This window comes from Kineosporiaceae bacterium SCSIO 59966, assembly GCA_020881835.1.
In the GTDB taxonomy this organism is placed as follows: Bacteria; Actinomycetota; Actinomycetes; order Actinomycetales; family SCSIO-59966; genus SCSIO-59966.
Genome location: CP052876.1, coordinates 1,481,588 through 1,502,558 on the forward strand (window position 1 = coordinate 1,481,588; position 20,971 = coordinate 1,502,558).

The 20,971-nt window shown below is 73.3% G+C and carries 20 protein-coding genes and 1 pseudogene; 13 read left to right on the forward strand and 8 right to left on the reverse strand.

Annotation, left to right across the window (positions count from 1 at the left end):
* Positions 1 to 29: 29 nt before the first annotated feature.
* The 5 genes from HJG43_06995 to HJG43_07015 all read right to left on the reverse strand — a co-directional run bounded on the left by HJG43_06995 (position 30) and on the right by HJG43_07015 (position 5,467).
* Positions 30 to 1,349 (reverse strand): IS1380 family transposase, encoded by a 1,320-nt coding sequence (locus HJG43_06995; protein UER55790.1) that lies wholly within the window; start codon positions 1,347 to 1,349, stop codon positions 30 to 32.
* 166 nt (positions 1,350 to 1,515) lie between these two features.
* Complete coding sequence (locus HJG43_07000; GenBank protein ID UER54327.1) at positions 1,516 to 2,991, reverse strand: hypothetical protein; 1,476 nt, start codon at positions 2,989 to 2,991, stop codon at positions 1,516 to 1,518.
* Positions 2,975 to 3,619: an ABC transporter ATP-binding protein gene (locus HJG43_07005; GenBank protein UER54328.1), complete on the reverse strand. Its 645-nt coding sequence runs from the start codon at positions 3,617 to 3,619 to the stop codon at positions 2,975 to 2,977. Before HJG43_07005 ends, HJG43_07000 begins: the two co-directional genes overlap by 17 nt.
* 169 nt (positions 3,620 to 3,788) lie before the next feature.
* On the reverse strand, positions 3,789 to 4,538 hold the full coding sequence (locus HJG43_07010; protein UER54329.1) for an ABC transporter permease: 750 nt from the start codon (positions 4,536 to 4,538) through the stop codon (positions 3,789 to 3,791).
* Positions 4,535 to 5,467: an ABC transporter ATP-binding protein gene (locus HJG43_07015; protein ID UER55791.1), complete on the reverse strand. Its 933-nt coding sequence runs from the start codon at positions 5,465 to 5,467 to the stop codon at positions 4,535 to 4,537. Before HJG43_07015 ends, HJG43_07010 begins: the two co-directional genes overlap by 4 nt.
* Before the next feature lie 21 nt (positions 5,468 to 5,488).
* On the opposite strand from HJG43_07015, the gene HJG43_07020 reads away from it, so the two are divergent.
* From HJG43_07020 to HJG43_07065, 10 genes and pseudogenes are all read left to right on the forward strand, one after another.
* Complete coding sequence (locus HJG43_07020; GenBank protein UER54330.1) at positions 5,489 to 6,244, forward strand: MarR family transcriptional regulator; 756 nt, start codon at positions 5,489 to 5,491, stop codon at positions 6,242 to 6,244.
* Positions 6,244 to 6,642 (forward strand): annotated as a pseudogene (locus tag HJG43_07025) (Fe-S cluster assembly protein SufB). Before HJG43_07020 ends, HJG43_07025 begins: the two are co-directional and overlap by 1 nt.
* 3 nt (positions 6,643 to 6,645) lie before the next feature.
* Positions 6,646 to 8,802 carry a Fe-S cluster assembly protein SufB gene (gene sufB / locus HJG43_07030; protein ID UER55792.1) on the forward strand — a complete coding sequence of 719 codons (2,157 nt, stop codon included), beginning with the start codon at positions 6,646 to 6,648 and terminating at the stop codon, positions 8,800 to 8,802.
* A gap of 2 nt (positions 8,803 to 8,804) precedes the next feature.
* The gene (gene sufD, locus HJG43_07035) at positions 8,805 to 10,133 is read left to right on the forward strand and encodes a Fe-S cluster assembly protein SufD (GenBank protein UER54331.1); all 1,329 of its coding nucleotides are present in this window, start codon (positions 8,805 to 8,807) and stop codon (positions 10,131 to 10,133) included.
* Positions 10,130 to 10,504, forward strand: a complete 375-nt coding sequence (locus tag HJG43_07040) for a non-heme iron oxygenase ferredoxin subunit (GenBank protein ID UER54332.1) — start codon at positions 10,130 to 10,132, stop codon at positions 10,502 to 10,504. Before sufD ends, HJG43_07040 begins: the two co-directional genes overlap by 4 nt.
* Before the next feature lie 9 nt (positions 10,505 to 10,513).
* Positions 10,514 to 11,272, forward strand: a complete 759-nt coding sequence (sufC, locus tag HJG43_07045) for a Fe-S cluster assembly ATPase SufC (GenBank protein ID UER54333.1) — start codon at positions 10,514 to 10,516, stop codon at positions 11,270 to 11,272.
* Positions 11,273 to 11,295: 23 nt separating this feature from the next.
* Positions 11,296 to 12,567, forward strand: a complete 1,272-nt coding sequence (sufS, locus tag HJG43_07050; protein ID UER55793.1) for a SufS family cysteine desulfurase — start codon at positions 11,296 to 11,298, stop codon at positions 12,565 to 12,567.
* Positions 12,564 to 13,052 carry an SUF system NifU family Fe-S cluster assembly protein gene (locus HJG43_07055; GenBank protein ID UER54334.1) on the forward strand — a complete coding sequence of 163 codons (489 nt, stop codon included), beginning with the start codon at positions 12,564 to 12,566 and terminating at the stop codon, positions 13,050 to 13,052. Before sufS ends, HJG43_07055 begins: the two co-directional genes overlap by 4 nt.
* Positions 13,049 to 13,381, forward strand: coding sequence for a metal-sulfur cluster assembly factor (locus HJG43_07060; protein ID UER54335.1), 333 nt, complete (start codon positions 13,049 to 13,051; stop codon positions 13,379 to 13,381). Before HJG43_07055 ends, HJG43_07060 begins: the two co-directional genes overlap by 4 nt.
* A 7-nt stretch (positions 13,382 to 13,388) precedes the next feature.
* Positions 13,389 to 14,087 carry a hypothetical protein gene (locus tag HJG43_07065; GenBank protein ID UER55794.1) on the forward strand — a complete coding sequence of 233 codons (699 nt, stop codon included), beginning with the start codon at positions 13,389 to 13,391 and terminating at the stop codon, positions 14,085 to 14,087.
* Positions 14,088 to 14,641: 554 nt separating this feature from the next.
* Here the strand turns inward: HJG43_07065 and HJG43_07070 are convergent.
* Genes HJG43_07070 through HJG43_07080 form a run of 3 tightly spaced genes read right to left on the reverse strand, consistent with a single transcriptional unit; the run spans position 14,642 to position 16,621 of the window.
* The gene (locus tag HJG43_07070; GenBank protein UER54336.1) at positions 14,642 to 15,238 is read right to left on the reverse strand and encodes an energy-coupling factor transporter transmembrane protein EcfT; all 597 of its coding nucleotides are present in this window, start codon (positions 15,236 to 15,238) and stop codon (positions 14,642 to 14,644) included.
* A complete protein-coding gene (locus HJG43_07075; protein UER54337.1) occupies positions 15,235 to 15,912 on the reverse strand; it encodes an ABC transporter ATP-binding protein in 678 nt (225 codons plus the stop codon). Before HJG43_07075 ends, HJG43_07070 begins: the two co-directional genes overlap by 4 nt.
* A gap of 13 nt (positions 15,913 to 15,925) precedes the next feature.
* Positions 15,926 to 16,621, reverse strand: coding sequence for a biotin transporter BioY (locus HJG43_07080; protein UER54338.1), 696 nt, complete (start codon positions 16,619 to 16,621; stop codon positions 15,926 to 15,928).
* Between HJG43_07080 and HJG43_07085 the strand changes: the two genes are divergently transcribed.
* From HJG43_07085 to HJG43_07095, 3 genes are read left to right on the forward strand one after another with little or no spacing between them, the layout of a single operon-like run.
* Positions 16,620 to 18,218, forward strand: a complete 1,599-nt coding sequence (locus HJG43_07085; GenBank protein ID UER54339.1) for an ABC-F family ATP-binding cassette domain-containing protein — start codon at positions 16,620 to 16,622, stop codon at positions 18,216 to 18,218. The genes HJG43_07080 and HJG43_07085 overlap by 2 nt on opposite strands.
* 14 nt (positions 18,219 to 18,232) lie before the next feature.
* Entirely contained in the window at positions 18,233 to 19,063 is an 831-nt protein-coding gene (locus HJG43_07090; GenBank protein UER54340.1) for an enoyl-CoA hydratase/isomerase family protein, read from the forward strand.
* An 11-nt stretch (positions 19,064 to 19,074) separates the two neighbouring features.
* Positions 19,075 to 20,970 (forward strand): ABC transporter ATP-binding protein, encoded by a 1,896-nt coding sequence (locus HJG43_07095; GenBank protein ID UER55795.1) that lies wholly within the window; start codon positions 19,075 to 19,077, stop codon positions 20,968 to 20,970.
* Position 20,971 lies beyond the last annotated feature (1 nt).

Sequence of the window (20,971 nt, forward strand, 5' to 3'; positions counted from 1 at the left end):
TGCTCGGTGATCTTGTGGTTCGGTGGTGGTCAGCCGAAGGCGGGCAGGGCCCGTATCCGTTTGAGCGCGTCGGTGAACGCTTCGACGTGGGGGTAGGCGGCGGCGAACCGCAGGTGCAGGCGCCGCCCGGAGCGCACGAGGCGGGCGGCGACGTTCAGGAACGCCAGCCGCAGTCGTTTGCCGCGGGCGCGGCGGTACGCCCGGGGCAGGGCCAAGGTCCGCAGCCACAGGGCGACGTTGTGGGCCAGCGCGGCGGCCTGCCAGTACAGCCAGTTCCCGAAGAACGACTGGACGGGTGCGTGGATCATCCCGAAGTCGTTCTTGAGCGCCCGGATGGTGTCCTCGGGGATCCCGCCGCGCAGCCGGTGGTGGGCCTCCACCTCGGCTGCGGTCATCCGCTCGCCCGGCACGTTGGTGATGATGGCGTGCAGCCGCCAGCCGTCCAGGTCGTCGATCGCCAGCTGCTCGCCGTCGGCCTTGGGTTGGCGGCGCACGATCAACCGCACGGTGCGCCCGAGCAACGTCGTGCTGGTCTCGGCGACCTGGCTGCCCTTGCCGGTCTCGTTGCCGAGTGCCGGCGCCCAGACCGTGGCGTCGTCGCTGGCCAGCGCGTGCACCGCGGCGGCGACGTTCGGGTAGTCGCGGGCGGTGACCGAGTAGTCCGCGTCGTGGCGTTCGGCGGCCGCGATCACCTGGTCCTGGTAGCCGGCGGAGTCCACCCGGATCCACAGTCGATAGGAGCCCCGGCAGCCCGTTGGGATGGCGCCGACGCACTCGTCGATGAAGCTGCCCATCGCGCGGCCGTCGTTGGCGGCGCCGCCGCGGGCCCGCAGCGCCAGCACGTCCCCGGTCTCCCCGCACACCCCGACCAGCGGGGACAGCGCCGTCTGCCCGGTCCGGGAGAACGCGCTGCCTTCCTTGCCCGGCCCGTAGACCGCCACCCTCGTGGCGTCCGGGTCGATCGTCAGCCGGTTCCCGTCGGGGGCGGCGCCGCAGGCCCACGCCCGGCGCAGCATCGCCCGGTTGACCGCCGCGGCCTTGACGACCCGGCCCAGGTCCGCCCCGGCCAGGAACCGCCACGAGGTGGCGACGCTCGGCAGCGCGTTCGCGCCGCGCAGCGCGGCGGTCGCGGGGTCGGCCAGCAGGTACCGGTCGGACAGGAAGTCCCCGCCGGCCAGCAGCATCTCCACCAGCGCCCGGTAACATTCACCCCCGGTGTAGCCGCCGGGGCCGATCGGGCGCAGCTCGCGCCGGTCGGCCTCGGCCACGAGATTCAGCCGGTCCAGCACCGGACCCCACAACGCCACCCCCGCCACCGGCGTCAGATCCGCCTCCGAGGCGCTCACCACGGGCACCGGCACCGGCCGCGCCGGACGCGCCAGCACGACATCCTCGACCTCGAACAACAGCCCGGTATCGTTCACCTCGAAGGTGCCCTTCCTGCTCGGTGATCGCGGCTTCGACAACCACGATCTTCCCTTGCAGCAAGGGCACTTTCGCGTCACGACACGGGCGTCAAGTCATCGCCGGCTGCAAAATCAGGGTCAGAACGAGGAGGCCAACCGGTGAGCCGGCAGCAACGGCGAGTGCCCCGACCACCACGGCGATGAGGAGCGCGTCGGCCTGCCAGAGCGAGACGTTCAACGAGGACAGGTCCCCGAACGGGGTGAGGATCGGTGTCAGCAGCAGCACCGGCAGCGGCCCCTTCGCGCTGTCGTAGGCCCGGATCAGCACGACCAAGAGCAGCACCACGGCGACCGGCAGCACCCTCACACCGATGCCGAGCACGATGGCTGCACCGATCCCAGCCAAGAGCGCCGCGACGGCGACCAGCAGCGGGGCCAAGCCATGGCGGACGAACAGAGACGGTGTGGTGTAGCCGTACACGGGTGGGGCGGCAGCGGCATCGGCGGCGTGGCGGAAGCCGTCGGTCAGCACGCCGAGGGCCAGATAGGTCAGGGCGGCGCCGAGGCCGGCGAGGACCCACCCGGCTGGCAGGCTCGTGGTCACCGCCACCATGAGGCTGGCACCGACGAGGGTCACGATGCCGACGGTGAGGCGCACGGGGGTGCGCGCCGCGGCGACCATGTCCCGCACCAGGAACAGGGCCGCTGACGATCCGCCGCGCACAGCGCGCCAGCGTCGCCCGACCGACGGTCGCGCCCGCAGCCCGCCTAAAGCGTGTGCGACGTCGCCGGACAGAGCCGCGGTCCCGGCAGCCCGCCAGCGGGCGGCGTCCTCGACCAGCCGGCCACTGCGCAGCAGGTCGAGCAACGGCCCGCCGGCCGCGACGGCGACGACCGCCAGGAGGATCAGTGTCAGGTCAGTGAGGGCGAACGACTCCCCGGCGGGCGGCCAGGCCGCCGCGACCCAGCCCCACGGCAAGACCGCTCCCACTCCCGGGACCATCAGACCGAGCACGCTGAGCACGGCGATCAGCCCGCCGACGAGCCCGCTCACTCGCGGGGCGACGGCTTGCCCGAGCAGCCAGGCCACTGCGGCCACCACCCCGAACACGGCGGACAGGACGGTGAACCGTGCCGCACTGGCCAGGCTGGCGGCACCCGCGTCGACGAGGACGCCGCCGAACAGCACCGCGATCACCACGAGCATCGCCACGATGATCGTCGCCTTGGTGGCGAACGGACGGGCCAAGGTGCGGTGGCGGGGCAGATCGGTGTCGGCCAACAGCCGCACGAACGCCGGCTCGAGGATGATCGGCCCGTACAGCGCGCCAAGCCACGTCAGGCCTGCCAGCGTAAGCCCGAGACCTGCGCCGACCACAGGGACGCTAGCCGGCCCGACCAGGGCCGCCAGCGCGGGTGGGCTATGCAGCGCGAGCACGACGGCCCGCACGATCGGGAACGCTACCAGCGGCGCCGCCAGGGCGGTCAGGTAGAGGTTGTAGGCCACGTCCGACGCGCTGCGCCGGTCACCACGTGCCCGGTAGGCGCGCCGCAGCACGGCCAGTCGCTCACGCGTCGACGTCATCGCCGTCCTCGGCCAAGGCCAGCACCTGGTCGGCGAGCCGATCCACCAGCGGTCGGCTGTGGCTGGCTAGCACGAGGGTGGCCCCCGCCATGTTGCGGCGGCTCAGTGCGTCGCCGACCAGGGTGAGCCGATCGTGGTCCAGGCGTTGCTCTGGCTCGTCCAGCAGCAGGACCTCGAACGGTCGGGCGAGCGTGACGGCCAGGCTGTACAGCTGCGTCTGCCCCGAGGACAGCTCGTGCGGGAACCGAGATGCCAACCGGGCGATCTGGAACTCCTCCAGCAGATCGTCGGCCTGCTGCGCTGCCTCCTCGGCGTCGGTGCCCCAGGAGATGGCGATCAGCGTCAGGTACTCCCGTAACGTCAGATTGCGGGCCAGCGGAGGCACTCCGAGCAGCGAGGCCACCCGGCTGCGAAACGCGGGGCGACGTTCGTCGGGTGGCAACCCTTCCACGACAACCGTCCCGGTGGACGGACTCACCTGCCCTGCGAGGACTCGCAGCAGCGTCGTCTTGCCCGAACCGTTGGGACCGACGACGGCTAACGTCCGCCCGGCCTCCACCTCGAAGCTCACCGGCGACAGCAGTGTCACGTCGCCGAGCGCGACACCGGCATCCTCCGCGCCAATCATTGCGGTCATGCAGCCGATGTCCCGGGTGTGACAAGGATCGCCAAGAACGGGGACGTCTTCACGTTGGAAGTCTGCACGCTGGCGACGTACAACATCGCGCGGGATCGCGTCACCCTCACCACCGGTGACCTTCGGTGCATGTCGGTGAACCCTGGGAACGGGTTGCCGGTCACCCCCAGCGGAACCAACGGGCCGCGGCGGCACCGGCGACCAGCGCCCAGCCGGTGAGCACCGCCAGCGCGGCGACGTCCGGCCGGCCGTCGACGAGGGCCGTGCGCATCCCCTCGCCCAGAGCCCCCGACGGCAGCCAGGGGGCCGCCGCGGCCAGCGGGCCGGGCAGGTGCTCTGGTGGCACGACGACCCCGCCGCCAGCGAGCAGCAGCACCCAGACCAGGTTCGCGACGGCGAGCACCGCCTCGGCTCGTAACGTGCCGGCGAGCAGCAGGGCCAGGGCGGTGAATGCGGCGGTGCCGGCGACGACGACGAGCAGGGCTGGCAGCACGCCCGCCGGGTCGGGCGCCCAGCCGAGCGCGAGCGCGGCCCCGCCGAGCACCAGCACCTGCAGCGCCTGGACGACGAGGACGGCGAGCACCCGGCCGGCGAGCAGGCCGCCGCGGCCGAGCGGGGTGGTGCCGAGCAGCCGCAGCACCCCGGCCCGCCGGTCGAACCCGGTCGCGATCGCCTGTCCGGTGAAGGCCGTCGACATCACCGCCAGCGCCAGCACGCCGGGGGCGACGACGTCGACCCGCTCCCGCCCGGGCGGCACGGTGAGCTCGACGAGCCCGCCCACGGTGAGGGCGAGCAGGACGAGCACCGGCAGGACGAGGGTGAGCAGCAGCTGCTCGCCGTTGCGCAGCAGCACCCCGGCGTCCCACCGTCCCTGAGCCAGCACCCGGGCCGGCCACGGCGCCGCGCTCACCGCAGGCCCCGGCCGGTCAGCTCGAGGAAGACGTCCTCGAGGGTCCGCCGGCCGAGGGTGAGCCGATCGGGCAGCACCCCCTGCGCGGCGCACCACGACGTCACCGTGGCCACCACCTGCGGGTCGACGTGGCCGGCGACGAGGTACCGCCCGGGCGCCGGCTCCTCGGCCGTGGTGCCCGCGGGCAGCGCTCGGGTCAGGCCCGCGAGCGGGAGCGCCGGCGGCGCCTCGAACCGGATCGTCGTCGCCGCCGTGCGGGACCCGGTGAGGTCGGCGGGTGTCCCGGCGGCGACGACCCGGCCGTGGTCCACGACGACGACGGTGTCGGCGAGCCGTTCCGCCTCCTCCATGTCATGGGTGGTCAGCACCACGGCGACGCCGTCGGCGACCAGCCCGCGGACGACGTCGTGCACCGCCAGGCGGGCCTGCGGGTCCAGGCCGGCCCCGGGCTCGTCGAGGAAGACGAGCTCGGGGCGGCCGACGAGGGCGGCGGCCAGGGCCAGGCGCTGGCGCTGGCCCCCGGACAGCCGGCGGACCGGGGTCCGGGCGAAGGCGTCGATGCCGAGCCGCTCGGCCAGCGGCTCCACCGGCGCCGCCGACGCGTGCAGCCGGGCCAGGTGGTGCAGCAGGGCCAGCGGCCGGGCCGCGGTCGGCAGGCCACCGTCCTGGAGCATCACGCCGACCCGCGAGCGCAGCTGCGCGCCGCCACGGCGGGGGTCCTGACCGAGGACCCGCACGCTCCCGGCGTCCGGTGTGCGCAGTCCCTCGCAGCACTCCACGGTGGTGGTCTTGCCGGCCCCGTTGGGCCCCAGCACGGCCGTGACCGCGCCGAAGGAGGCGTCCAGGTCGAGTCCGTCGACGGCGACGGTGCGCCCGTAGCGCTTGACCAGCCCGCGGATCTCCAGCGCCGGCGGTCCGGCAGGGGGCAGGGGCACCCGGCGAGTCTAGTTTTGCCTCGCGGGGACTATTTACGGCATCATCGTGTTGTGCAATACGTGACCTCGTCAGCCCGCGAGAGCGACGCCCGGACCCGTGACCGGGTGGCCCGCGCGGTGCTCGAGCACGGGCCCGTCACGGCCAGCGAGCTCGCCGTCCGACTTGGGGTCACCGCCGCCGCCGTCCGCCGGCACCTCGAGCGGATGCTCGCCGACGGCCTCGTCGAGACCCACCAGGGGCCCTCCTACGGCCGCCGTGGGCGGGGCCGCCCGGCCCGCCGGTTCGTCCTCACCGACGCCGGGCACGCCGCGATGACGACCGCGTACGACGACCTGGCCACCTCGGCGCTGCGGTTCCTCGCCGAGCACCAGGGCCGGCAGGCGGTCGAGGCGTTCGCCCGGGCCCGGGTCGCCGAGCTCGAGCAGCGCTACGCCCCTCGGGTGGCGGCCGCCGGGGACGACGTACCCTCGCGAGCGGACGCCCTCGCCGAGGCGTTGTCCGCCGACGGGTACGCCGCGAGCACCCGGCCGGTGGGCGCCGGACCCGGCGCCGGCGTCACCCAGCTCTGCCAGGGGCACTGCCCGGTGCAGCACGTGGCCGCGCAGTTCCCCGAGCTGTGCGAGGCCGAGACCGAGGCCTTCTCCCGCCTGCTGGGCGTGCACGTCCAGCGGCTGGCGACGCTCGCCCACGGTGAGCACGTCTGCACCACGCACGTCCCTGCCGTACCGGCACCCGCCGCCGCAGCAGAACCCCAGGGAAGGAACAGCTGATGACCACCTCCGACATCGAGGCCCGTAACCCCGAGCTCAAGGGGCTGGGCACCTACGAGTACGGCTGGGCCGACCCCGACGCGGCCGGCGCCTCCGCCCGGCGGGGGCTGTCCGCCGAGGTCGTCGAGGACATCTCCGGGCGCAAGAACGAGCCGGAGTGGATGCTGCGCACCCGGCTGAAGGCTCTGCGCCTGTTCGACAAGAAGCCGATGCCGACGTGGGGCAGCGACCTCACCGGCATCGACTTCGACAACATCAAGTACTTCGTGAAGTCCACCGAGAAGCAGGCCACCTCCTGGGAGGAGCTGCCGGAGGACATCCGGAACACCTACGACCGGCTCGGCATCCCGGAGGCCGAGAAGCAGCGGCTCGTCGCCGGCGTCGCCGCGCAGTACGAGTGCCTGGACGGGGAGAGCCTCGTCTGGACGGCGAACCGCGGCCAGGTCCGGATCAAGGAGATCGAGCCCGGGGACCGGGTCTTCGCCTACGACGAGCAGGCCGAGGGCTTCGTCGTAGCTCCGGTGCGCGCTGCGGCCCAGACGGACACCAGGCAGGTGTACGAGGTGCGCGTCGGCGGACGGTCGATCAAGGCCACCGACAACCACCCCTTCCTCGCCCTGAGGGACGAGCGCAGGGAGGGGCGGCAGCGTGCCCGCTACCACCGCCGCTGGGTGACCCTCGGTGAGCTGCGTCCCGGGGACCTCGTGGCCGTGCCGCGCTCCCTACCGGACTTCGGCTCGCCGTACGCGTTGCCGCCCGCCCACGGCATGACCGCTCCTGGGCAGACCACCGTCGACCTCATGTGGCTGCTCGGCTTCCTCGTCGGCGACGGCACCCTGCAGAGCTCCGGCCGGACCCACCGGGTGCAGTTCGCCGTGCACGAGGACGACGCTGCGGTGCGGGCCGAGATCGCCCGCGTCGTCGCGGACCTGTTCGGTCTGCGCGCCGTGGAGGCCGACCCGTACCGGCTCGTCGTCAACTCCCGGGCCCTGGTCGACTGGCTGTGGGCCCTCGGGATCTCCGGTGGCTCCCACACCAAGTCGGTGCCCGAGTGGGTGTTCGGACTGCCTCGTGACCAGCGGCTCGCCTTCCTCGGCGGCTGGGTGGACGCGGACGGCTACGTCCGTCCCGGCGACGACGGCGGCGTGGTGCTGACGTCCGTCAGCGCTCCGCTGATCGAGCAGGCAAAGGCGCTCGCGGAGCTGAGCGGCCTGCGTGCCGGTGGACCGTGGGGCTTCACCCAGCCTCACCGGCACGACCCCAGTCGTCTCGGCGGGGCGTTCCGCCTCGGCATCACCGGCGGCTTCGAGGCGCTCGGCTGCCGCAACCCGAAGCGGCTCGAGCGGTTCGGCCGCCGCCGTTACGGCCAGTCGGCCACCTCGGCCCGCGGGACCTCCTTCCGGTCCCACGTGACCGAGCACCTGGGCTTCGCGAGGGTCGACTCCATCACGCCGGTGGACGTGGCGCCGGTCTACGACATCGAGGTGGATGGCCCGCACAACTTCATCGCCGAGGGCCTCGTCGTGCACAACTCGGAGGTGGTGTACCACCAGATCCGCGAGGACCTGGAGGCCAAGGGCGTCATCTTCGTCGACACCGACACCGGCCTGAAGGAGCACGAGGACCTCTTCAAGGAGTACTTCGGCTCGGTCATCCCGCCCGGTGACAACAAGTTCGCGGCGCTCAACACCGCGGTGTGGTCCGGCGGGTCGTTCATCTACGTGCCGCCGGGGGTCCACGTCGACATCCCGCTGCAGGCCTACTTCCGGATCAACACCGAGAACATGGGCCAGTTCGAGCGGACGCTGATCATCGCCGACGAGGGCTCGTACGTGCACTACGTCGAGGGCTGCACCGCGCCGATCTACAAGACCGACTCGCTGCACTCCGCGGTCGTCGAGATCGTCGTGAAGAAGAACGCCCGGGTGCGGTACACGACGATCCAGAACTGGTCGAACAACGTGTACAACCTCGTCACGAAGCGGGCCACCGCCGCCGAGGGCGCCACGATGGAGTGGGTCGACGGCAACATCGGCTCCAAGGTGACGATGAAGTACCCGGCGGTCTTCCTGCTCGGCGAGCACGCCAAGGGGGAGACGCTGTCCATCGCCTTCGCCGGTGAGGGCCAGCACCAGGACGCCGGCGCCAAGATGGTCCACGCCGCGCCGCACACCTCCTCGACGATCGTGTCGAAGTCGGTCGCCCGCGGTGGTGGCCGGACCTCCTACCGAGGCCTGGTGCAGGTGCTCGAGGGCGCCCACCACTCGGCGTCCACGGTCCGGTGCGACGCGCTGCTCGTCGACACGATCAGCCGGTCCGACACCTACCCCTACGTCGACGTCCGCGAGGACGACGTCTCGATGGGCCACGAGGCGACGGTCTCCAAGGTCAGCGAGGACCAGCTCTTCTACCTGATGTCCCGCGGGATGAGCGAGGAGGAGGCGATGGCGATGATCGTCCGCGGCTTCGTCGAGCCCATCGCCCGCGAGCTGCCCATGGAGTACGCCCTCGAGCTGAACCGGCTCATCGAGCTGCAGATGGAAGGAGCCGTCGGCTGACGATGGCGGACACCACGACCACCACCGAGACCACCGCACCCGACCAGGACGTGCCAGCCCAGGACCTGCGGCAGGAGCACGCCGTCGACCACGCCGCCGAGGCCCCCGCTCCGGTCACGCTGGACTCCTCGGCGACGCCGGGACCCGGCGGCGACGTCCAGCACGGCCTGGCCGCGCACTCCCACGGCGCCGGGGTGCCGGAGCAGTCCCGGGCCGAGCGGCGCACCTCGTTCTCCCCGGCGGACTTCCCGGAGGTCACCGGACGCGAGGAGGACTGGCGGTTCACGCCCGTGGACCGGATCGGGCCGCTGCTCACCGAGGGCCCCGCGGACGCCGACGCCGTGCGCGTCGAGGTCCAGGCACCGGACGGCGTCCGGCACCGGAGGGTGCCGCGCGAGGACGACGCGGTCGGCACGGCCTTCGTGCCCGGTGACCGGGCCGCCGCGGTGGCCTGGGCAGGCACCGCCGCGGCGGACGTCGTGGAGATCCCTGCCCAGGCCGAGGTCACCGAGCCGGTGCGGGTGCGGCTGCACGGCCAGGACGCCGGCCGCCGCGGCCACGGCCACCTCGTCGTCGACGCCGGCCCGTTGTCCGCGGCGACCGTCCTCATCGACCACGACGGCAGCGCCCGCTGGTCCGGCAACGTCGAGATCCGGGTCGGGGACGGGGCCCGGCTCACCGTCGTGACCGTGCAGCAGTGGGACGACGACGCCGTCCACCTCACCCAGCACGACGCGCTCGTCGGCCGCGACGCGCGGCTCACCCACGTCGCCGTCACCCTCGGGGGTGCCGTCGTCCGGATGAGCACGACGGTGCGCTACGCCGGGCCCGGCGGGGAGGCAGACCTGCTCGGCGTGTACTTCGCCGACGCCGGTCAGCACCTCGAGCACCGCTCCTTCGTCGACCACGGGCCGGCGCACTGCCGCAGCAACGTGGTCTACAAGGGGGCCCTGCAGGGCGACACGGCGCACACGGTCTGGGTGGGTGACGTGCTGATCCGCGCCGAGGCGGAGGGCACGGACACCTACGAGCTCAACCGCAACCTCGTCCTCACCGACGGTGCCCGCGCCGACTCCGTGCCGAACCTGGAGATCGAGACCGGTGAGATCGTCGGAGCCGGGCACGCCAGCGCCACCGGCCGCTTCGACGACGAGCAGCTGTTCTACCTGCAGGCACGCGGCATCCCCGAGGACGAGGCGCGCCGGCTCGTCGTCCGCGGGTTCTTCGCCGACGTCGTCCAGCGGATCGGGGTCCCGGAGGTCGTCGACCGGCTGATGGCCGCCATCGACGACGAGCTCGCCGGCTCGGTGCAGTCCGGGAGCCGCCGGTGAGCGCCCAGCGCGTCTGCTCGGTCACCGACGTGCCCGCGGACACCAACGTGCTGCGGGTGGAGGTCCCCGGACCGGCTGGCACCGTGCCCGTCGCCGTCGTCCGGGACGAGCACGGCGACCTGCACGCCGTCTCCGACATCTGCTCCCACCAGGACGTGTCGCTGTCCGAGGGAGAGGTCGACGACTGCACCATCGAGTGCTGGCTGCACGGGTCGCGGTTCGACCTGCGCACCGGGCGCCCCACCGCGCTGCCGGCCACCCGCCCGATCCCCGTCTACCGGCTCACCGTCGAGGGGGAGGACGTCCTCGTCGACGTCACCGCCCCCCTCGGCGCGGACGCCGCCGAGTCCGCCACCAGCAAGGAGCGCTGAGAAGCACCCATGTCCACACTCGAGATCCGCGACCTGCACGTCAGCGTCGACGCCGACGGCGAGGCCAAGGAGATCCTCAAGGGGGTCGACCTCACCGTCCGGCAGGGCGAGACCCACGCGATCATGGGGCCCAACGGCTCCGGGAAGTCCACCCTCGCCTACGCCCTGGCCGGGCACCCGAAGTACACCGTCACCAGCGGCAGCGTGACCCTCGACGGCCAGGACGTGCTCGAGATGAGCGTCGACGCGCGGGCCCGCGCCGGGATGTTCCTCGCCATGCAGTACCCGGTTGAGGTGCCCGGGGTCACCGTCTCGAACTTCCTGCGCACCGCGAAGACCGCCGTCGATGGCAAGGCGCCCGCCCTGCGGCACTGGGTCAAGGACGTCCGCACCGCGATGGAGAACCTCAGGATCGACCCGGCGTTCGCCGAGCGGAACGTCAACGAGGGCTTCTCCGGCGGTGAGAAGAAGCGGCACGAGATCCTCCAGCTCGAGCTCCTCAAGCCGCGGATCGCCATCCTCGACGAGACCGACTCCGGCCTGGACGTCGACGCCCTCAAGGTGGTCTCCGAGGGCGTCAACCGGGTCCGCGCCACCGGCGAGGTCGGTGTCCTGCTGATCACCCACTACACCCGGATCCTGCGGTACATCCAGCCGGACTTCGTGCACGTCTTCGTCGACGGCCGGATCGTCGAGGAGGGCGGCGCCGACCTCGCCGAGCGGCTCGAGGCCGAGGGCTACGACCGCTTCACCACCCAGACGGTCTGACGGTGGGGGACGTGGGCGACCGGCTGGACGTGCAGGCCGGGCTGGACGTCGAGGCGGTGCGCAAGGACTTCCCGATCCTCGCGCGTCGCCTCGACGGCGACCGCCCGCTGGTCTACCTGGACTCGGCCAACACCTCGCAGAAGCCCCAGGCGGTCATCGACGCGGTCGCCGAGCACGACGCGTGGCACAACGCCAACGTCGCCCGCGCCGTCCACCAGCTGGGCGGTGAGGCGACGGCCGCCTACGAGGGGGCCCGGCAGGACGTCGCCCGGTTCATCGGCGCCGGACGCGCCGAGGAGGTCGTCTTCACCAAGAACGCCTCCGAGGCGCTCAACCTCGCCGCCGCCGTCCTCGGCTGGGCCGACCCCCCGCTGCGGGTCGGTCCCGGCGACGAGGTGCTCGTCACCGAGATGGAGCACCACTCCAACCTCGTGCCCTGGCAGCTGCTGTGCCGGCGCACCGGCGCCACCCTGCGGTGGATCGGCGTCACCGACGACGGCCGGCTCGACCTCGACGGGCTGGACGACCTGCTGACCGAGCGCACCAAGGTGCTCGCCGTGACCTGGGTGTCCAACGTGCTGGGCACCGTCAACCCGGTCGCCGAGCTCGTCCGGCGGGCCCGCGAGGTGGGCGCGCTCACCGTCGTCGACGCCAGCCAGGCCGTCCCGCAGGTGCCGGTCGACCTCGCCGGCCTCGGTGACGGCCGCCCGGACCTGCTGGCCTTCACCGGGCACAAGATGCTCGGCCCGACCGGGATCGGCGTCCTGTGGGGTCGCTACGACCTGCTCGAGCAGCTGCCCCCCTTCCTCGGCGGCGGCGAGATGGTCGGCGTGGTCGAGATGGCCGGGTCCACGTACGCGGCGCCCCCGCACCGGTTCGAGGCCGGCACCCCGCCGATCACCCAGGCCGTGGGTCTGGGCGCCGCGGTGCGCTACCTCGAGAGCCTCGGCATGGAGGCCGTCGCCGCGCACGAGCAGCACGTCACCGCGCGGCTGCTCGAGGGCCTCGCCGACGTGCCTGGTCTTCGGGTCCTCGGCCCGGCGGAGCCCGTCGACCGCGGCGGGGCAGTGAGCTTCACCCTCGACGGCGTCCACCCGCACGACGTCGCCCAGCTCCTCGACTCCTACGGCATCGCCGTGCGCGCCGGGCACCACTGCGCCCGCCCGCTGCACGTCCGGTTCGGCGTCCAGGCGTCGAACCGGGCCTCGTCGTACCTGTACACGACCGACGCCGAGGTCGACGCCCTCGTCGACGCCCTGCACCGCACCCGCGCCTTCTTCGGAGCCGCCCGATGAGCATGGACCAGCTGTACCAGGAGCTCATCCTCGACCACGCCCGCTCCCCGCACCGCGCCGGGCTGCGCGAGCCCTACGACGTCGAGGTCCACCACGTGAACCCGACCTGCGGCGACGAGATCACGCTGCGGGTCCGGCTGGCCGGGGACCGGGTGGAGGACGTGTCGTACGAGTCCGCCGGCTGCTCGATCAGTGTCGCCGGTGCCTCGGTGATGGCCGACGAGGTCACCGGCGCGACCGTGGACGGCGCGATGCAGCGGTACGCGAGCGTGCTCGACGTCCTGCAGGGCCGGGCCGACGCCGACCCCGAGCGGGACGGGGACGTCGCCGCGTTCGCCGGCGTCCGGCGGTTCCCGGCCCGGGTGAAGTGCGCCCTGCTCGGCTGGGCGGCGATGCGGGACGCGGTCTCGCAGGCCGTCGCCGCTGCGGGTGACAATGGCAGCAGGACCGACGACAGTGCGACCGACGACAGGGAGAGGTCATGACGGACACCACCACCGCGAAGCAGACCGACGCGGCCGACGTGGAGGAGGCGCTGCGCGACGTCGTCGACCCAGAGCTCGGCATCAACGTCGTCGACCTGGGGCTCGTCTACGGCATCACCGTGGACCAGCACCATCACGCGGTCATCGACATGACCCTGACCTCGGCGGCCTGCCCGCTGACCGACGTCATCGAGGAACAGGTCACCCAGGTGCTCGACGGGCTCGTCGCAGGACACCGGATCAACTGGGTCTGGATGCCGCCGTGGGGACCGGACAAGATCACCGAAGAGGGCCGCGAGCAGCTGCGGGCACTGGGCTTCAACGTCTGAACCGGCCCTGGACACCGCCCCGGCCGGGACCCACCGGCTCCTCGAGCTGCCACCTGAGCGGCTGGTCCGCTGGGTCAGCGGTTTCGGTGAACGGCACGGGACCGAGGAGCTGACGGTCGTCCGGGAGCCGGGCAGGCCCGACGTCGTCCGGGTGACCGGCGCCGACGGGGCCCGGGCGGACCTCGAGGTGCCGTGGTCGTCGCTGCCCGCCGGCGACGACCCGCTCGCGGCACTGGTCGAGCACGCCGCCCGGCCGCGCACCGCGTTCCTCCTGCTGGTGCGGCGCGGGGGCTTCGCCGCGGGGCTCGCGCGGGGGGGTCGTCTGCTCGACCACAGCGTCGGCACCCGGCACGTGCAGGGCCGCACCGCCGCCGGGGGCTGGTCGCAGCAGCGGTTCGCCCGTCGCCGCGCCGGTCAGGCGGCTGTCCTCGAGGACGCTGCCGCGCAGACCGCGCGCAAGCTGCTGGACCGGCTCGCCGCCGCCGACCGCCCGGAGGTGCTCGTCCGCGGCGGGGACCGCAGGCTCGTGGACGCCGTGCTCGCCGACGCGCGGTTGCAGTCGCTGGCGGACCTGCCTCGCTCCCCGCTCCTCGACGTCCGGGACCCCCGGCTCGCCGTCCTCGAGGACACCGCCCAGCGCGCCCGCGCCGTCCGCGTCCGCCTCACCGACCCCTCGAACGCTCAGTCCCCACCCCCCACTCCGTGATCATGCAATCCCGCCACCCCGCACCCCTTCTCGGTGATCATGCAATCCCGCCACCCCGCACGACCCAGCCGCGTCCGACGACACGCCGGCGAAGCTGTGACGGACACAGCATTCTGTGGGTGGTCCTGCGGCCAGGGGCGGATCCCACGGTCACCAACCGTTGTCACCTCACCGGGGTGGCTCGGCTAGGGTCATGAGACGTTCATGCAAGTCTCGCCATCAGGCGGGTTGAGGGGCGGAGCATGTGCACCACCGGGTAGCTCCCAACCAGTTCGTCCCGGACGACGAAGCGTCCCGCGTCTCTTCGAAGGCTGGGTCTGTCAGGCATGTGCCCGGCGTCGGGTCACGGAGCCCGTGCCGCGTCATCGGCCCGCTTCGCAGAATGCTGGATCTGGGACAGTCTTGCCGGCGTGTCGCGCCAGCAACCCAGCATTCTGGGAGCGGGCGGTGGGTGCTGGGGTGGCGGGACTGCATGATCACGAGTGGGTCGTGCGGGGTGGCGGGACTGCATGATCACGAAGAGGGGGTTGTCACCGGGGAGGGGGGTGGGGGTGTCAGTCGTCGACGCCACGGGCGGCGAGGGCCTCACCGAGCCGGTCGGCGTGCCGGACGCCGCGCACCGCCACCGGCACGAGCAGGGCCCGCAGCGAGTGCTCCAGGCCCCGGGACCGGCGTGCGTCGCGCACCTCCGCGAACAGGCCGGCCAGCACCGGCACCGAGCGGATCGTCAGGGCCAGAACCAGGCCGACCCGCTCCGGGTCGACGCCGGCCCGGCGCAGCGGCGCGAGCAGCCGGACCAGGACGTCGAGCAGGTCGGACACCCGGGTGGTGACGGTGACCAGGCCCGCAGCCGCCACTGCGACGAGCAGCGTGCCGACGACGGTCACGGCGGCGTGCCACCCGCCGGTCAGCACCTGGAAAACGACGAGCAGGATCGCGACCCAGCGCAGCGGCCGCAGCGGAGCCACCACGGCGCCCGCGGGCACCCGGCCGACTACTGCTGCCGCTGCGACGACGAGCACACCGCCGGCCACGGCGAGCGGCGAGCGCAGCGCGACGAGCGCCGACGTCAGCAGGGCGAGGGCGAGCAGCTTCGCCCCCGGCGGGGCCCGGTGCAGCAGGCCGGACCCCGGCAGGTAGAAGCCCGTCATCCGAGGAGGGTCTGCTCGTAGGCGGGCACGGCACGCTCCGGAGGCCCGTCGGCCACCACCCGGCCCTCGTCGAGCACGAGCACCCGGTCGAAGCCCTCCAGCAGGTCGAGGTGGTGGGTGACCAGGACGACCTGCTGCGGCAGCCCCGCGACCAGGTCCCGGATCCGGCGGGCGTTGCGCAGGTCGAGCAGGGTCGTCGGCTCGTCCAGGACGAGCACCTCGGGCTCGGTGACGAGCACAGCGGCGAGGGCCAGCAGCTGCTTCTGCCCACCGGACAGCAGGTGGCACGGGTGGTCGGCGTGCCCGGCGAGACCGAACCTGTCCAGCACCGAGGCGACTCGCTCCGCCCGCTGCGCCGGGCTCAGGCCGCTGCGGCGCAGCGAGAAGCCGACGTCCTCGGCGACCGTCGGCATGACGATCTGCGCGTCGGGGTCGGTGAAGACGAACCCGACCCGCCGTCGCACCGCCGGCCCGTCCCGGCGGGTGTCGAGCCCGTCCACGGTCACCGTCCCGGCGTCCGGGACGACGAGCCCGTTGAGCGTGCGGACCAGGGTGGACTTGCCCGAGCCGTTGGCCCCGACGACACCGACCCGCCGCTCGGCGATATCGAGGTCGATGCCGTCCAGGACGGTGCGCTCCCCGAACCGGTGGCGCACCCCGCGCAGCCGGATCACGACGCGGCGGACCTCAGCGTCGGGCGGCGAGCTCGCGGCGGGGCGCAACCGCCGGGTAGCCGCGGTGGATGCCCGCCGCCACCGTCGTCGCGACGAGCGCCTTGAGCAGGTCGCCGGGCAGGAACACCAGGGACGCGACCGCGATCGCGAGCAGGTTCGACGTGCCTGTCACCGCGGCCTGCACCGGCACCCCGACCGCGTAGACGACGGCCACCCCGCCGACGAGGTTGGCCACGAAGCCGGTGACGGGGGAGTACCGCGGCAGCCGGCGCTCCACCAGCCACCCGGTCACGGCGGCACCGAGCGGCCAGGCGAGCAGGTAGCCGACGGTCGGGCCGGCGAAGACGGAGAGCCCGCCGCGGCCCCCGGCCAGGACGGGCAGCCCGGCCGCGGCCAGCACGATGACGACGAGGGTGGCCAGCGCGCCCCGGCGCCAGCCCAGCACCGACCCGGCGAGCATCACCCCGAGCGTCTGCAAGGTGATGGGGACGGCGTTGCCGAGGACGTACAGCTGCCCCGGGATCCCCAGGACGGCGATGAGCGCCGCGAAGGTGGCGACGAGGGCGAGGTCCCGGGCTGCCAGGCGACGGCGGGTGAGGTGGCTCACCCGGGCGATGGTACTGCCGCCGTTCTCACCGGCCCTCCGTCGCACGTGGCGTGGACGCGCGACCGGCCCCGTCCAGCGGCGACCTAGACTGGTACCTCTCATGATCACTGCCACTGACGTCGAGCTGCGCGCTGGAGCCCGGCTGCTCCTGGAGCGAGCGAGCTTCCGGATCGGCCCGGGCGACCGGGTGGGCCTCGTCGGTCGTAACGGCGCCGGCAAGACGACGCTCACCCGGGTGCTGGCCGGGGAGGGGCAGCCCGCGGCCGGCACGGTCACCCGCTCCGGGGAGGTCGGCTACCTGCCGCAGGACCCGCGGACCGGCGACCTCGACGTGCTGGCCCGTGACCGGATCCTGTCCGCCCGGGACCTGGACGCCGTCCTGCGCCGGATGCGGGAGACGGAGGCTGCGATGGCCAGCGCCGACGAGGACACCCGCGACCGCGCGATGACCCGCTACGCGCGGCTGGACGCCGAGTTCGCCAGCGCCGGCGGGTACGCCGCCGAGAGCGAGGCCGGTCGTATCGCCAGCAACCTCGGGCTCGACGAGCGGGTGCTCGACCAGCCGCTGCGCACCCTGTCCGGCGGTCAGCGACGCAGGGTCGAGCTGGCCCGGATCCTGTTCTCCGGCGCTCCCACACTGCTGCTCGACGAGCCGACGAACCACCTCGACGCCGACTCGGTCTCCTGGCTGCGGGACTTCCTGCGCGGGCACGACGGCGGACTGGTCGTCATCAGCCACGACGTCGGACTGCTCGAGGCGACGGTGACCAAGGTCTTCCACCTCGACGCGAACCGCGCCGTGCTCGACGTCTACAACGTCGGCTGGTCGGCGTACCTGCAGCAGCGGGAGACCGACGAGCGACGCCGGCACCGCGAGCGCGCCAACGCCGAGAAGAAGGCCGCTGCGCTGATGGCCCAGGCCGACAAGATGCGCGCCAAGGCCACCAAGGCGACGGCGGCGCAGAACATGGCCCGCCGCGCGGAGCGGCTGCTGTCCGGCCTGGAGGCGCAGCGCCAGCAGGACAAGGTGGCCAGGCTCCGCTTCCCCACGCCGGCTCCGTGCGGCCGGACGCCGCTGACCGCCAGCGCGCTGTCGAAGTCGTACGGCTCGCTGGAGGTGTTCACCGACGTCGACCTGGCCGTGGACCGTGGCAGCAGAGTCGTCGTCCTCGGCCTCAACGGCGCCGGCAAGACGACCCTGCTGCGGATGCTGGCCGGTCTGGAGCAGCCGGACACGGGCGTCGTCCAGGCCGGGCACGGGCTGCGGCTCGGGTACTACGCCCAGGAGCACGAGACGCTGGACGTGCAGCGGACCGTCCTGGAGAACATGCGCAGCGCCGCACCGGACCTGGCCGACACGCAGGTACGGTCCGTGCTGGGGTCGTTCCTGTTCAGCGGGGACGACGTCAGCAAGCCGGTGCGGGTGCTCTCCGGTGGGGAGAAGACCCGGCTCGCCCTGGCCACGCTCGTCGTGTCCGCGGCAAACGTCCTGCTGCTCGACGAGCCGACGAACAACCTCGACCCGGCGAGCCGGGAGGAGGTCCTTGGTGCCCTGCGGCGCTACGAGGGCGCCGTCGTCCTCGTCACCCACGACGAGGGCGCCGTCGAGGCTCTCCAGCCGGAGCGGGTCGTGCTGCTGCCCGACGGGGACGAGGACCTGTGGAACCCCGGCTACCTCGAGCTCGTCTCGCTCGCCTGACCCAAGGAGCACGTGTGGACCTACTCGCCCCCGGTGGGCCTGTCGCCGAGCAGGCGGCCGCCGCCGGCATCCGGGTCGAGCGCGACGGGAGACGGCTGACCGTCACCCTGGCCCGCCCCGACCGGCGCAACGCCATGACCCCGGCGACGTGGCGGGCCCTGGCCGCCGTCGGCGACGCGGTGCCCGGCTCGGACGTCGCGGTGGTCGTGCTGCGGGCCGAGGGACCGTCGTTCTCCGCGGGTCTGGACCGCGGCATGTTCGGGGAGGGCACCGACGGCGAGCCCGGGCTGGCCCGGCTCGCCGCGCTGCCCCCCGCCGAGATCGACGCGGCGATCGCCGGGTTCCAGCGCGGCTTCTCGTGGTGGCGGGAGGTCGACGCGGTGAGCATCGCGGCCGTCGGCGGGCACGCCGTGGGCGGCGGGTTCCAGCTCGCGCTGGCCTGCGACCTGCGGGTGCTCGCGGACGACGCCGCCCTGGCCATGCGGGAGCCCTCGCTGGGCATCGTCCCGGACCTCGGCGGGACCTCCCCGCTGGTGCGGACCGTCGGCTACTCCAGGGCCCTGGAGATCTGCGCGACCGGACGCTGGGTGGGGGCCCAGGAGGCCGCGGCGCTCGGCCTGGCCGAGGTCGTCGTCGCGCGTGCCGAGCTCGACGCTGCGGTCGACGACCTGGCCGGCGCCCTGCTCGCGGCGCCGCAGGGAGCCCTGGCGGCGACCAAGCACCTGCTCGCCGGCGCCCTCGACCGCTCACCGGTCGACCAGCGCGCCGCCGAGCGGGCCGCCCAGGTGCCGCTGCTGCGGCGACAGCTGGGCGGGCACCTGGGCCGACACCCGGACGGGAGCTGAGTCCGGTGTCCATGCCGATGTCCGGCTTCCACATGATGCGCTCCTACCGGCGCGACGAGAGCGTGGCGCAGCGCCGCCTCGCTCCGGGCACGGTGCGACGGGTGGCCGGGTTCGCCCATCCCTACCGGGGCCTGCTGGCCGCCTTTCTCGCCCTGGTCGTCGTCGACGCCCTCCTCGTCGTGGTCACCCCGTTGCTGCTCCGGCGGGTCATCGACGACGGCGTCATGCAGGGGGACCGGGGACTCGTCGTCGGTCTCGCGTCCCTGGTGGCCGTGGTGGCCGTCGGGGAGGCCGTGGTCATGCTCGGCCAGCGGTGGTTCTCCGCCCGGATCGGGGAGGGGCTGATCCTCGACCTGCGCACCCGGGTGTTCGAGCACGTCCAGCGCCAGCCGATCGCCTTCTTCACCCGCACCCAGACGGGGTCCCTCGTCACCCGGCTCAACAGCGACGTCATCGGCGCCCAGCAGGCGTTCACCTCCACCCTGTCCGGGGTGGTGTCCAACGTCATCACCCTCGCCGTCGTCCTCACCACTATGGCCCTGCTGTCGTGGCAGATCACCCTGCTGGCGCTGCTGTTCGTCCCGCTGTTCCTGCTGCCCGCCCGGCGGGTCGGGCGCCGGCTGGCCGGGCTGAGCCGGGAGGGCATGCAGCTCAACGCCGAGCTGGGCAACCGGATGACCGAGCGCTTCAACGTCGCCGGGGCCCTGCTCGTCAAGCTCTTCGGCAGCGCCGACCGGGAGGACACCGAGTTCCGGGAGCGGGCCGCGCGGGTCCGCGACATCGGCGTGCGGATCGCGATGAGCAACCGGTTGTTCTTCGCCTCGCTCACCGCGGTCGCCTCCCTGGCCACCGCTGTCGTCTACGGGGTCGGCGGTGTGCTCGCCATCGAGGGAACCGTCACCGTGGGCACCCTCATCGCCCTGACCGCCCTGCTCGCCCGGCTCTACGGCCCGATCACCGCCCTGAGCAACGTCCAGGTCGACGTGATGACCGCGCTGGTGTCCTTCGAGCGGGTCTTCGAGGTCCTCGACCTGCCCCCGCTCGTCACCGACCCGCCGTCGCCCCGCCCGCTGCCGGCCGGCCCCCTGTCGGTCGAGCTGGACGACGTCCGGTTCGGCTACCCGGCGGCCACGGACGTCTCGCTGGCGTCCCTGGAGGAGACCGAGTCCCTGGACCGCCGCAGCGGCGACGAGGTGCTGCGCGGAGTCGACATCCGCGTCGAGCCGGGCCGGATGGTCGCCCTCGTCGGCCCGAGCGGAGCGGGCAAGACGACGGTCACCGCGCTGGTCGCCCGGCTCTACGACGTGACGTCCGGGTCGGTGCGGGTCGGCGGGGTCGACGTCCGGGAAGTGGCGCAGGAGGAGCTGCACTCGCGGGTCGGGGTCGTCACCCAGGACGCGCACCTGTTCCACGACACCATCCGCGCCAACCTGCGGTACGCCCGGCCGGACGCCTCGGACGCCGAGGTCGAGGCCGCGCTGCGGGCGGCGCAGGTGTGGCCGCTCGTGCAGCAGCTCCCGGAGGGGCTCGACACGGTGGTGGGGGACCGCGGTCACCGGCTCTCCGGCGGCGAGAAGCAGCGGATCGCCCTGGCCCGGCTGCTGCTCAAGGCCCCGGACGTCGTCATCCTCGACGAGGCGACGGCGCACCTGGACTCGGAGTCCGAGGCGGCGGTGCAACGGGCGCTCGACACCGCGCTGGAAGGCCGCACGTCCCTGGTCATCGCCCACCGGCTGTCGACCGTGCGGCAGGCCGACGAGATCGTCGTGCTCGAGTCCGGGCGGGTCGTCGAGCGGGGCAGGCACGCCGAGCTGCTCGCCCGCGGCGGGCTGTACTCGGAGCTCTACCGGACCCAGTTCCTCGTATCCGGGCGTACAGACTCCACGAAGCCCGCGGCTACGGCGTGAC

Coding starts and splice junctions, on each gene's coding strand:
- HJG43_07000 (UER54327.1), bottom strand. CDS start 2,991: ATGACGTCGACGCGTGAGCGACTGGCCGTGCTGCGGCGCGCCTACCGG.
- HJG43_07005 (UER54328.1), bottom strand. CDS start 3,619: ATGATTGGCGCGGAGGATGCCGGTGTCGCGCTCGGCGACGTGACACTG.
- sufD (UER54331.1), top strand. CDS start 8,805: ATGGCGGACACCACGACCACCACCGAGACCACCGCACCCGACCAGGAC.
- sufC (UER54333.1), top strand. CDS start 10,514: ATGTCCACACTCGAGATCCGCGACCTGCACGTCAGCGTCGACGCCGAC.
- HJG43_07055 (UER54334.1), top strand. CDS start 12,564: ATGAGCATGGACCAGCTGTACCAGGAGCTCATCCTCGACCACGCCCGC.
- HJG43_07060 (UER54335.1), top strand. CDS start 13,049: ATGACGGACACCACCACCGCGAAGCAGACCGACGCGGCCGACGTGGAG.
- HJG43_07070 (UER54336.1), bottom strand. CDS start 15,238: ATGACGGGCTTCTACCTGCCGGGGTCCGGCCTGCTGCACCGGGCCCCG.
- HJG43_07085 (UER54339.1), top strand. CDS start 16,620: ATGATCACTGCCACTGACGTCGAGCTGCGCGCTGGAGCCCGGCTGCTC.
- HJG43_07080 (UER54338.1), bottom strand. CDS start 16,621: ATGAGAGGTACCAGTCTAGGTCGCCGCTGGACGGGGCCGGTCGCGCGT.
- HJG43_07095 (UER55795.1), top strand. CDS start 19,075: ATGCCGATGTCCGGCTTCCACATGATGCGCTCCTACCGGCGCGACGAG.